This window comes from Pseudanabaena sp. PCC 9330 (assembly GCF_055795045.1).
The window spans coordinates 36560-48764 of sequence record NZ_JAYFES010000094.1 but is presented as its reverse complement, the minus strand read 5'-3'; the positions used below and the strand labels follow the sequence as shown (position 1 = coordinate 48764).

The following is a 12205-nucleotide window of genomic DNA, read 5'->3' as shown; positions in this document are numbered from 1 at the left end:
CCGCGCTGGGCATCAGCACCATGGCGTTCAACCTGAACGGGTTCAACTTCAACCAGTCGATCCTTGACTCTCAGGGTCGTGTGATTGGCACCTGGGCGGATGTGATCAACCGGGCCAACCTGGGTATGGAAGTGATGCACGAGCGCAATGCTCACAACTTCCCCCTCGACCTAGCCACGGCTGAGGCACCTGAAATCATCGGCTAGTCTTGATTGACTACTCCATTGATTGATTAGGTAAAGAGCGCTCTCCGCAAGGGGGGCGCTCTTTTGTTGTATTTTTAGTAGCTTTCTGGGCAGGCGGGAGGCTGATAAAGTTGATAGTCATATCTCCTAACCCATCCACCTTTACCCATCCACCCCATGCTCAGCCGCGTTGCCGACTCTATCTACTGGTTAAACCGCTATGTCGAGCGGGCTGAAAATGTGGCCCGATTTGTCGACGTAAACCTTAACCTGCTACTGGATGCCCCCCTTGGTATGGAGCAGCAGTGGGAGCCACTGGTCAGAACTACCGGTGACCAGGCGATGTTTAAAGCCCGCTACGAAGAGGCAACGCCGGAGAATATTCTGAAGTTTCTCACCTTCGATCGCGAGTATCCAAACTCGATTATTTCTTGCTTGCGCTCAGCGCGGGAAAATGCACGATCGGTGCGGGAGATTATTTCTTCAGAAATGTGGGAGCAGGTGAATGCTTTTTACCTGATGGTGAATGAGGCTGCCGATGTGGGGCTGCTGTCGGAGCTGCACAACTTTTTCCCAGAAGTGAAGATGGCCAGTCACCTGTTTGCCGGGGTGATGGATGCCACTATGGCCCACACGGAGGGCTGGCACTTTGGTCAACTGGGGCGGCTGCTAGAGCGGGCCGATAAGACCGCTCGCATTCTCGATGTGAAGTACTACATTTTGCTGCCGGAGGTTACCGATGTGGGGTCGCCTTTAGACGATTTGCAATGGATTGCTTTGCTGAAGTCGGCCAGTGCCTATGAGATGTATCGCAAGCGTCAGTACCGCATTACTCCCCAGGGGGTGACGGAGTTTTTGATTTTAAATCGGGAATTTCCTAGATCTATCCAGTTTTGCTTGATTGAGGCGGAGCGATCGCTCCACTGTATCTCGGGTACCTCGACGGGCACCTGGCGCACCGACAGCGATCGCGCCCTGGGCCGCCTGCGCTCGGAACTTGACTACCTCACTATCGAAGAGATTACCCAGCGGGGGCTGCATGAGTTTCTTGACGATCTGCAAAACCGGCTGAACACCGTGGGCGATAAGATCTTCTCCGATTTCTTTGCCCTGGAACCGGTGTAATGCTGACGGTGAAATTGACCGCTGTGCCCGACTGGCACTGTAGATGCCGAGGGTGAGGTGCAGAAAGGGGCTGTCGTGGGCGATCGCATAGTGCCCGTGGCCGACCAGCTGCGGCCACCAGGGGCAGCGGCAACACCTTGCCCCCCCAAGGCCAACAGTATCTACAGAACTACATCGGAACGAGGGGAAGCGGGCTATTGGTGTTTTAGGGATCGTCGCCAAACCACTGGCGATGGATCTCGGCGTAGGTGCCATTTTCTCGCAGGGTCAAAATCGCCTGGTTGATGGGGGTGCGGTAGGGGCTGCCCTCTGGCATGGCGATCGCATAGAACTGATCTAAAAAGGGCGTGCCCACCAGCTGAAATTTGGCCTCGGGCTCAGCAGCGGCAAAATAGAGCAGCAGCGGGCGGGGGGCAATCATCGCGTCTATCTCTTGGGCTTTGAGGGCCGCGTAGGCCGCCTCAGGCTGGGCAAACTGGGTGATTTGTCGCACATTTTGATCGGTTAAATATTCCAGGGCACCCTCGTCGGCCACCAGCGCAACGGGGCGGTTTTGCAAATCGCTGAGGGTTTGAATATTGCCCTGTATCTCTTGCATCGCCAGGTCGGCGGTGAGGCCAGCGGTGAAATAGGTCAGATAGATAATGCCGACAAACACCCAAAATACGGCGACTAGCTTGCCCACTGGGCCTTCGGGCATGTCTTCGGCTTGCCCCACCAGGGCCAACACCGTCCACCAGAGAGCCTCAAAAATGCCGGGGATGTAGGCGGCATGTTCAATCACGCTCTCGGCGTTGTTGCGCTCAAAGTACCAAAGCACGTGGGCTGGAAACAGCATCAGCAGGGCTACGATGCCGGTTAGCTTTAGCAAGTCGGGCTGGAGGATGCGGTTGAGAATGTCTTGGGCCGGTCGCCGGGTCTGCTGATCGGCGGCGGGCACCATGATCTGCAGACCCGCCGAGAGAATGGGGTGGGAAAAGTCGAAGGACTGCTCTCGCTGGCTGGTTAGGGCGATCGCCCCCAGGGCCAGGTCAGCTTCCCCAGTGCGCACGGCCTCTAGCACCTCGGTCACCCCAGGGTAAGTTTGAATGATGGGCCGCAACAGTTGCTCGGGCTGCATTTGGGTGGCGATCGCCTGGGCTAGATCGACGCTAAAGCCCAGCATTTTTCCGTTTTCTTCAAACACATCGGGGCGCACCAGGTGGGTCGCCATGCGGAGCGGAGCCGGTGCTATCTCCCCATTGGCTGGGGTCTGGGCAGAGGCAATGGCGGTGGTTAGGGCTAGGGCCATGAAGCAGCCGCCAGTCGCGACGAGTAGCGATCGCTGACGGGGACGGCGCAGGCTCCTGAAAGGTTGTTTGACCATACCCATTTACGGTTCCAAAGTGGCGGCGCTTTCTACGGTGGCGGGCAGCGGCGGCAGGCCACCGGCAAACAGCGCCATAGCTGGGTTAAACTCCGCTTCTAAATCTGTCACCGCCTCGTCCCTATCTTCGGGCACAATGCGGGCCGACTCTAGCCCCCCAAAGTCAAACAGGTGGGTATCGGCCAGTTGTGACGAGTCAACATTTTGCAGACTGCGAAACAGGGTTTCGGTGCGACCCGGCCACTGTTTTTCCCAGGTGTGCAGCATTTCCTTAATTTGGGCTCTTTGCAAATTGGCCTGGGAGCCACACAGGGTGCAGGGAATGATTGGAAACTCGCGGTAGCGGGCGTAGCGGGCGATATCAGCCTCGGGGCAGTAGGCCAGGGGGCGAATGACAATGTGGCGGCGATCGTCTGTCAGCAGTTTGGGGGGCATAGTCTTGAGCCTGCCGCCGTGGAACATATTGAGAAAGAGCGTTTCGATCATGTCGTCGCGGTGGTGGCCGAGGGCAATTTTGGTGGCCCCTTCCTCAGCGGCGACCCGGTAGAGCACGCCCCGACGCAGGCGCGAGCACAGGCTGCACATGGTCTTGCCCTCGGGTATCACCCGCTTGACGGTGCTGTAGGTGTCTTGCTCGACAATGCGGTAGGGTACGCCGATCGCCTCAAAATACTCCGGCAGTACGTGGGCCGGAAACCCTGGCTGTTTTTGGTCAAGATTTACCGCCAGAATGTCGAAGTGAACCGGGGCGCGGCGCTGGAGGTGACGCAGAATATCGAGCAGGGTATGGGAGTCTTTGCCGCCCGAGACGCAGACCATGACGCGATCGCCCTCGCCGATCATGCCGTAGTCGGCGATCGCCTGGCCGACCCGCGATCGCAGAAACCCCTGGAGCTTTTTGAAACTGTTGGAGGTGGGCTGCTTAACTCCGGCCATGGGCCAAGTCTCCTGGGGTGAGTCAAATCTTGAAAAGCTGAGTTCTTATTTTAAAGCGCCCGTGGCGATAAACCGGCTCCAGATGCCTCAGGTCTGGGGGCGGCAACGCTTTAGCCCCATTGCTCCAGAGGACAACTCCGCCCAGATGATCTAAAGATTCGGTAGCTTAAGACACTGTTAAACGCCTCTTTACCGACGTATCCCTGCACCTCTGATATCCTCTTTGTGTAGAAATACTGACATTCTGGCAACCATTAATGGCGTTGCCGAGTGCAAGCTTTGGAGTTTAGATGACTGCATAAACTATCTGCTCTCGCCGCCGGGTCGGGGGCTTTATGAGGCTGCTCTCAATCGGGTTTTGAGTCATGAGCCCTAGGGGCTCTGCTGTTGAGGGCATACAGATCTTTTCAGCGTAAGGAAATCTGTGCGCGATCGCAGCTCCATAGTCTATGGGGCTAATTTTGCGCGGCGAAAAATTGGTCTTCTTGGAGTTAATGGTCTCGCATGGCTACTTCAGTTTTTATCAACGAGCTTCACTACGACAACACTGGCACTGACACCGGCGAATTTATCGAACTTGTAGCGCCTATCACCACCGACTTAACTGGCTGGAGTCTGGTTCTCTACAATGGTGCTAATGGCCAGAGCTACAGCACCACAGACTTAGGCATTCTCTCCACCACCGATCTGGGTAACGGCTTTAAAACAGTGGTCGTCAACTACCCAGCCAACGGAATTCAAAACGGCTCTCCCGACGGTGTCGCCCTGGTCAATAACCTGAACCAGGTGGTGCAGTTTCTCAGCTACGAGGGCGTTTTTACCGCTACCAACGGCCCGGCAGCAGGGGTGATGAGCACCGATATTGGCGTCAGCCAAAATGGCACCGAACCCATTGGCGCTTCGCTGCAGCTGACCGACAGCGGCACCCACTACGAAGACTTTACCTGGGTCAGCACCACCGCCAACACCAGCAGTGCTGTAAACACCGACCAGACGTTTTTGCCCCCGATCGCCGAGTTATTTTTCTCAGAATATATTGAGGGCAGCAGCTTTAACAAAGCCTTAGAAATCTACAACGGCACTGGGGCCGCGATTGACCTATCCGCCGGGGGGTATGTGCTGGAGCTGTATTCTAATGGCGCGGCAAACCCCAGCCAGAGCCTAAACCTGACCGGAACTATTGCTTCCGGAGATGTCTATGTACTGGCTCACCCCAGTGCAGCGGCGGCGATCTTGGCTGAAGCTGATGCCACCAGTGGGTCAGTGATCAATTTCAACGGTGATGATGCCGTTGTGCTGAAAAAAGATGGCGTTGTGGTAGACGCGATTGGCCAGGTGGGCAACGATCCGGGCACCGCCTGGAGCAGCAACGGCGTTTCTACGTTAGACAGGACGCTGCGCCGCAAAGTAGAGGTCATTGCAGGCGATACGGACGCTACCGATACCTTTGACCCCAGCCTTCAGTGGGATGGATTTTCGCAAGATACGTTTGATGGGTTAGGCCGCTATGCTGGCGGCGGCACCACAGCCACCCTGTCGCTGACCACATCTCCCACCCGCTTTTCTGAAGCAGCCGGTGCTAATGCCGCCACCGGCACGGTCACCCGCACGGGGGATATAACCAATGCCCTGACCGTAACCCTCGCCAGCAACGATACGACCGAAGCGACAGTGCCCACTACCGTTGCGATCGCCGCTGGTCAGGCGTCTGCCACGTTCGCTGTAGACGCCGTAGATGACGCCATTATGGACGGGGCTCAAACGGTGACGTTGACGGCCGCTGCTACGGGCTTTGGCCCGGCAACGGCCAGTCTCACGGTTGACGACGATGATGTGGTGACGGCCATCACCAAAATCAGCCAAATCCAGGGGAATGGCGCGCTTAGCTTAATGGGCGGGCAAGTCGTCACGGTTGAGGCCGTGGTGGTGGGTGACTTTCAGTCTGCCAACGGCGTCCAGAATCTGCGCGGGTTTTATCTTCAAGAAGAAGACAGCGACATTGATGACAATCTCCTCACGTCAGAAGGACTGTTTATCTTCGACGACACCTTTGGGGTGGAGGTCAAGGTTGGCGATTTGGTGCAAGTCACGGGCCGGGTGGCAGAGTTTACCTCAGGAACTAGCAGCCTGACACAGCTCACCAGCGTCAGCGCTGTGTCGGTGCAAAGTTCAGGCAATGTGCTGCCCACTGCGGCCACAGTAAACTTTCCAGTTATGGATCCAGCTGATCTGGAAGCCTACGAAGGTATGCTGGTCAACATTCCCGACACTCTGACGGTGACTGAGCACTTCCAGCTAGGGCGATTTGGTCAGGTGGTGCTGTCTGCCGATGGCCCCACCAATCAAGCTGGAACCGATGGTCGGTTAGAGCAGTTCACTCAGTTTAATGACCCCAGCATTAGTGGCTACAGCGACTACCTAGCAGAAATTGCCAAGCGTCGGATCGTGTTAGACGACGGCCTGACCGTCCAGAACCCTGACCCCATTGTCAATGGCCGGGGTGGTCAACCCCTCAGTGCTACCAATACCCTGCGGGGAGGCGATACGGTGGCTGGGCTGACGGGCATTCTAGACGATCGCTTTGGGGAGGCCAATATCGGCAACTACCGGATTCAGGCCACAGCCCCGGTTGACTTCCAACCGACTAATCCTCGCCCCACCAGCAGTCCTGCGGTGGGAGGGCGTTTACAGATCGCATCCTTTAACGTGCTCAACTACTTCAATGGCGATGGCAGTGGGGGCGGCTTTACCAGCCCAGAGCAGCGAGGAGCACAGAACCTGGAAGAATTTAACCGCCAGCGAGACAAAACCATCAGCGCCATTCTGGGGCTAGATGCCGATGTGGTTGGGGTAATTGAAATTGAAAACGATGGCTATGGCCCCAACAGCGCCATACAGGATCTGATCAATGGGTTGAACGCTATTGCCGGTGCTGGCACCTACGCTTTTATCGATCCAGGCACACCGCAGCTCGGTACGGATGCGATCGCAGTTGGCTTCATTTACAAACCCGGCTCCGTAACTCCCGTGGGCACAACGGCTGTTCTCGACAGCAGCATTGACCCGCGCTTCGACACCTCAGTGCAGCGCCCGGCCCTAGCCCAATCTTTTATAGAAAACGCTACCGGGGAAGTCTTTACCGCTGTCAACAATCACCTTAAGTCCAAAGGATCGATTGTCAATGGCGAGAGCGACATTGGCGATGGGCAGGGCAATAACAACCCGACTCGAACCAGAGCCGCCGCCGCCCTGGTCGATTGGCTAGCCACAGACCCCACCGGGGTCGGTGATGCCGACTACCTGGTGATAGGTGATCTGAATGCCTATGCGCAGGAAGATCCGATTACTGCCATTAAAGCTGGAGCTGATGGTCTGGCTGGGACAGCGGATGACTACACCAACTTGCTCGCCGACAGCACCTACTCCTATGTATTTGACGGGCAATGGGGTTCTCTAGACCACGCCCTGGCCTCAGGTAATCTGACCAGTCAGGTTACCGGCGCAGCCATTTGGCACATTAACGCCGACGAGCCCAACGTCTTGGACTACAACACCAACTTCAAATCGCCTGGGCAAATCAGCAGCCTTTATGAAGATAGTGCCTTCCGCTCCTCTGACCACGATCCCGTCATTGTTGGCCTAAATCTATCCACTCCCAGGGCGGTTGTGACTGGCACCCCTCGGCGTGACGTGCTGGTAGGCACTGATCGCAATGAGAGCTTTCTGGCGAGTGGCGGCCCCGACTTGATCACCACTGGCGGTGGGCGCGACCAGATTGTCTACACCAACACCAGCCAAACCGGTGCCACCCTTACCGACTTTGAGGTGGGGGCCGACCAGCTAATATTTACCGACCTGCTGGCCAGCGTCGGCTACACCGGCACCAACCCCCTGGCCGATGGCACTATCCAGATTCGCAACCTGGGCAACAGCGATCGCACCCGGCTCTCCCTAGAGCTAGATCGCATGGGCGGCGGTCGCACCCAGTTTACCAACTTCATCACTTTCCAGGGGGTAGATGCAGCGACGTTGAACAACCCTGAGAACTTCGTGTTCTAGGGTGAGCTAGGTCTAGATCTAAATCCCAGGGGTCTCCAAGAACCCTGGGATTTTTTTGGTTTAAGCGCAGCTCGGTAGCTACGATTGCCCTTGGCAACACTTTAAGACTGGGTCAGGATAGGGTTTATACCGCTTGAGCGCAGCTAAACTCGCCTTTCTCCCGCAGGGCGTCGAGAAAGGCGTAGAGGGCGGGGGTGTGCAGGGCGTTTTTGAGAATTGTCGCGCCGATGGGGCGGGAGATGGGGAAGGGCAGCGAGACAACTTGCACGTCTGGGGGCACGGGCTCGGCGGCCAGGCGGGGCAGAATGGCGATGCCCAGGCCCTTTTGCACCATCGCCACCATGGATGAGTCGTGGCGAATGCAGTAGGCAATGTCGAGAGGATACTCTTGATCGCTGAGCACGGTGCGAATGCGCAGACCGCAGCTGCTGTGGCTAGAGCCAATGATGGGCATTTGCCTCATGTCATCGACGGTGAGGGTGCCGGTCTTGGGCCGATAGCCGGGGGGGAGCAGGGCAACGTAGTCGTCGTCAAAGATGTGCAGGGTTTCGACATCGTCGCTGTCGATGGTCTCGGCGACGCAGAGATCTACCTCGCCTTTGATCAGGGCCTGCTTGAGCTGGTGGACTTCATCCATTTCGTGGACGCTGACGGCAATGGTGGGGTAGCGGTGGTGCAGACGGGCGATCGCCCCCGGTAGCACATGAGTCGCCACACTGCGAAATGACGCAATTCGCAGTGTGCCGCCCTGCACCCCCCGCGCCTGGTTGGCCTCGCCGCCAATCGTGTCGAGCAGGCTGAGCATATCGCGGGCGTGGGCGGTGATGCGATCGCCCACTGGGGTTAGTCGCGCCCCATGGCGACCGCGCTGCAATAGGGTGACGCCGAGTTCTTCTTCTAGGGTGGCGATCGCATGGCTGATGGTCGACTGGGTTAGATCGAGCGCCAGGGCAGCTTCGCTGAAATTGCCACTGTCTGCGATCGCCACCAAAGCCCGTAGCTGAGACAGCTTGATCTTGCTCAGGTTCATGGTTGCTCCACTGCACCTAAAGGCTCACTCCAGGCTAGCGGCTAGGGTTAGAACCAGCCCATCGATTTTTTGCATAGAACCCATTCATGTCATGCTTTGTTACAAACCGTCGCCACAGATACAGTAATTACATAAGCAATAGCAGTTTTCTCAAGCAGCTGTTGCCCAGCCGGGGTCAAGACCTTGGGTACAGACCTCAGCTTTAGCACTCTCACCCGTTCGATCGCTTTGCATCATGGGTCAGCTCCTGATAACAGGTGCTGATAGAGTCTGCTGTCTGCTCCGCCCTGGAGAAATCACCCTAGTCACGGGAATTCAGAACAATGACAATCACGCGCGACCACAACTACGACCTCGATCAGCAGCGCCAGCGCCTAGAAGCCCTGCTACAGCAGCCTGCCCAGGGCGGCAGCACCCTAGCCCAAACCTTTAGACAGATAGGAGATGTAACCATGAGATTTTTTACCGGACAAGCAGAACCCCGCATTTGGCAGCGCACCCGTCAGGGCCAGCCCACCTGGTTTGCCCACGACCCGATCACCAATCGCACCCGCCAGTTTACCTCTGAGCAAGACGTGCGGCTGTGGCTAGAAAAGCGCTACTACGAATAGGGTAGGCCCAAAGCAAACCACCAGGGCACCAGTTTTTCACTGGCTGCGATAAAAAGAGCGGCTCATCCATAGCCATGGGTGAGCCGCTCTTTTATGCTGTAGGTTCAAGCCTTGGAGATAGTTCTAAGGACTTCGCGTTGAACATCATACGAAATCCGATCTGGTAAACCCCGATTCACGATCAGGAACCTCGTAGGGGCGTAGCAGGCTACGCCCCTACAAAGCGGGTGTATTCAACTGTCTCAACCAGCTCATTCAACGACTACTGGTGGATCTGCCCTATGGTCTTAGGCAATCAAGCCCAAACTACCGACGCGATCGTCATCGGCAGCGGCATTGGTGGCCTCTGCTGCGGGGCACTGCTGGCCCGCTACGGCTACCGCGTCACCGTCTGCGAAAGCCACACCATCCCCGGCGGGGCTGCCCACAGCTTTGAGCGCGATGGCTTCACCTTTGACTCGGGGCCGTCGCTCTACTCGGGCATGTCGTACCGGGGCTCTACCAACCCCCTGCGCCACGTGCTCGACGCCGTGGGCGAGGGTGACACCGTCACCTGGGCCAACTACGACACCTGGGGGGTGCGTATTCCCGAAGGCGATTTTGATACGACCGTCGGCAACGACCAGTTCACCGAGGTGTTGAGAACCCTGCGGGGTGAGAATGCTGTCCGCGAATGGCGGCGTTTGCAGGAAGTCATGGTGCCCCTGGGCAAAGCCGCCACCGCCTTACCTCCCGCTGCCTTGCGGCTAGATTTGGGTGCATTGCAAACCGTCGCCCCCTACGGCTGGAACCTGTTGCGCAACGCCCCTGCTCTCACCCAGTCGAGTAATCCCTTTAGCACCGTGCTCGATCGCACCATCACCGACCCCTTCATCCGCCACTGGATGAACATGCTGTGCTTTTTGCTGTCGGGCCTGCCCGCCGAGGGCACCAGCACCGCCGAAATGGCCTTTATGTTTGCCGAATGGTACCGCCCCGGCGTCACCCTCGACTACCCCATCGGCGGCGGTGGGGCGATGGTCAATGCCCTGGTGCGAGGGCTGAAGAAATATGGCGGCACCCTGCGCCTGGGCGCTCACGTCAAAGAAATTTTGGTAGAACAGGGCCGTACCAGGGGCGTTACCCTGCGCTCTGGCGAAGTGCTCAGAGCCAGCACCGTGATCGCCAACGCCTCGATTTGGGACACGCTGAAGCTGGTGCCCGAGGGCGCACTTCCTTCGGCCTTTGTAGCAGATCGCCAGGCCACCCCCGCCTGCCCCAGCTTTTTGCATCTGCACCTGGGTATCGATGGTGCCGGACTGCCTGACAATCTGGCCTGCCACTACATCACCGTGGAAGATTGGGAACGGGGCATTGACGCCCCGCAAAACCTCATCGTCATGTCGATACCTACCGTGCTCGACCCATCGCTGGCCCCGCCGGGTAAGCACACCATCCACGTCTATACCCCGGCCACGGAGCCCTATGAACTGTGGCAGGGGTGCGATCGCCGCAGCCCCGAATATGCCCAGCTCAAAACCGAACGGGCCGAACCGCTCTGGCGCGCCCTAGAGCGCATCATCCCCGACGTGCGCCAGCGGGTAGAGGTAGAGCTAGTGGGCACCCCCATCACCCACGAGCGCTTTTTGCGCTGCCACCGAGGCAGCTACGGCCCCGCCATCTCCGTGCAGAATGGCCTGTTTCCAGGGCCAAAGACGCCTCTGGATGGGCTGTTCTGTGTGGGTGGCTCCACGTTTCCAGGCATTGGCCTACCCGCCGTAGCCGCCTGCGGGCTGATCACCGCCAACACCCTAGCCTCGGTCAGCCAGCACCGCGCCATGCTGCGCGACACACTGGGTTAACTTGCCCAACTGACTTGTATCTTGCCGTAGGTTTAACCCACCCCGACATCCGGGCACTCCGCCCAAGGAGGGGATGGGCCAGCTTTTTCGCTGCGTGGGATTCATCGAACTGAGGTTTGCCCCATAGGGCACCCCAATGAAATTTGCTGCAAATACGCCTACAGACAGGTAAAGCGTTAGCCAACCTAGTTCTTCAGTCAGAGGCCGGCGCAGCGCTCAGTTTCTAGGATGCACGTATTGCTGCCGCAGAATTTTTCTACAAGAGGTCAACGCTATCAGCCGAGGCTATAACACCGAAGTCTAGAAAGTTAGGTGTGGTCATGGTCTAGAAATATAGCTACTGCTTTTATTTCTAAATTATGACTGTGCTGCTCTGACGAAAAGTTTTGCCGCGAAGTTTTATCGCAAGGAGTATCTTGATATGAACAGCTTTAGCATGAATGGTGAACAAAAATGTGCGTTGGCACTGGGAATCATCTTTACCCTTTTGGGCATTGCTGGTTTCATTCCTGCCCTTGTCAACCTGCCTGCCGAAGGCATGGGAGCTAGTGTGCCGGTAGACACAAGTGCAATTCCAACTAGCGGTGGGCCTAATTATATAGTGGCTTACCTCAGAGGTTTTGGCTATTTGTTTGGGCTCTTTCCGACCAATTTGCTACACAATATGGTTCACCTAGCCATTGGCGGCTTTGGCCTGTTTTCGGCTACGGGTAAAGAAGGGGCATTTCGGTACAATCGATTTTTTGCTATTAGCTATTTGCTGCTTGCTATCATGGGGTTGATACCGCTTTCGAATACCCTCTTTGGTATCATGCCTATCTTTGGCAACAACGTTTGGTTCAATGCAGTCACCGGGGCGATCGCGGCTTACTTCGCTTTCGTCTGGCATCCTAGCCATCCCGAGTCGACGGCTCCTTCTACTCAGTCGTCGTCCAATAGCTCTGCTATGAGCTGACGCTACAAGTTGGCTGTGTCAGCGTCAGATCTGATCCTAAGCGCACGGTAATGTTTGACCGTGCGCTTATTTAGCTATCAGACTTAGCCCCCTATCG

Annotated in this window: 8 protein-coding genes and 1 pseudogene; 6 read left to right on the top strand and 3 right to left on the bottom strand. The window is 57.0% G+C overall.

Annotated elements, in window-relative coordinates; genetic code table 11:
• Together AC0QKW_RS09935 and AC0QKW_RS09930 are read left to right on the top strand one after the other, a co-directional pair.
• A pseudogene (locus AC0QKW_RS09935) lies at positions 1-206 on the top strand (photosystem II q(b) protein); the annotation flags it as partial.
• Positions 207-362: 156 nt separating this feature from the next.
• Positions 363-1310, top strand: a complete 948-nt coding sequence (locus AC0QKW_RS09930; protein WP_473150905.1) for an alpha-E domain-containing protein — start codon at positions 363-365, stop codon at positions 1308-1310.
• A 205-nt stretch (positions 1311-1515) separates the two neighbouring features.
• On the opposite strand, the gene AC0QKW_RS09925 is transcribed toward AC0QKW_RS09930, so the two are convergent.
• Together AC0QKW_RS09925 and ttcA are read right to left on the bottom strand one after the other, a co-directional pair.
• Positions 1516-2676 (bottom strand): transporter substrate-binding domain-containing protein, encoded by a 1161-nt coding sequence (locus tag AC0QKW_RS09925; protein WP_473150904.1) that lies wholly within the window; start codon positions 2674-2676, stop codon positions 1516-1518.
• Positions 2677-2682: 6 nt separating this feature from the next.
• The gene (gene ttcA / locus AC0QKW_RS09920) at positions 2683-3612 is read right to left on the bottom strand and encodes a tRNA 2-thiocytidine(32) synthetase TtcA (RefSeq protein ID WP_473150903.1); all 930 of its coding nucleotides are present in this window, start codon (positions 3610-3612) and stop codon (positions 2683-2685) included.
• 504 nt (positions 3613-4116) lie between these two features.
• On the opposite strand from ttcA, the gene AC0QKW_RS09915 reads away from it, so the two are divergent.
• Positions 4117-7671 (top strand): ExeM/NucH family extracellular endonuclease, encoded by a 3555-nt coding sequence (locus AC0QKW_RS09915; protein ID WP_473150902.1) that lies wholly within the window; start codon positions 4117-4119, stop codon positions 7669-7671.
• Between the two features lie 124 nt (positions 7672-7795).
• Here the strand turns inward: AC0QKW_RS09915 and AC0QKW_RS09910 are convergent, their stop codons facing one another.
• A complete protein-coding gene (locus tag AC0QKW_RS09910; protein WP_473150901.1) occupies positions 7796-8701 on the bottom strand; it encodes a LysR family transcriptional regulator in 906 nt (301 codons plus the stop codon).
• Between the two features lie 323 nt (positions 8702-9024).
• Here AC0QKW_RS09910 and AC0QKW_RS09905 point away from each other — a divergent pair, with 323 nt between their 5' ends.
• The 3 genes from AC0QKW_RS09905 to AC0QKW_RS09895 all read left to right on the top strand — a co-directional run bounded on the left by AC0QKW_RS09905 (position 9025) and on the right by AC0QKW_RS09895 (position 12108).
• Positions 9025-9312 carry a hypothetical protein gene (locus AC0QKW_RS09905; protein WP_473150900.1) on the top strand — a complete coding sequence of 96 codons (288 nt, stop codon included), beginning with the start codon at positions 9025-9027 and terminating at the stop codon, positions 9310-9312.
• A 281-nt stretch (positions 9313-9593) separates the two neighbouring features.
• On the top strand, positions 9594-11153 hold the full coding sequence (locus AC0QKW_RS09900) for a phytoene desaturase family protein (protein WP_473150899.1): 1560 nt from the start codon (positions 9594-9596) through the stop codon (positions 11151-11153).
• Between the two features lie 421 nt (positions 11154-11574).
• Positions 11575-12108: a DUF4383 domain-containing protein gene (locus AC0QKW_RS09895; RefSeq protein WP_473150898.1), complete on the top strand. Its 534-nt coding sequence runs from the start codon at positions 11575-11577 to the stop codon at positions 12106-12108.
• The last annotated feature ends 97 nt before the right edge of the window (positions 12109-12205 follow it).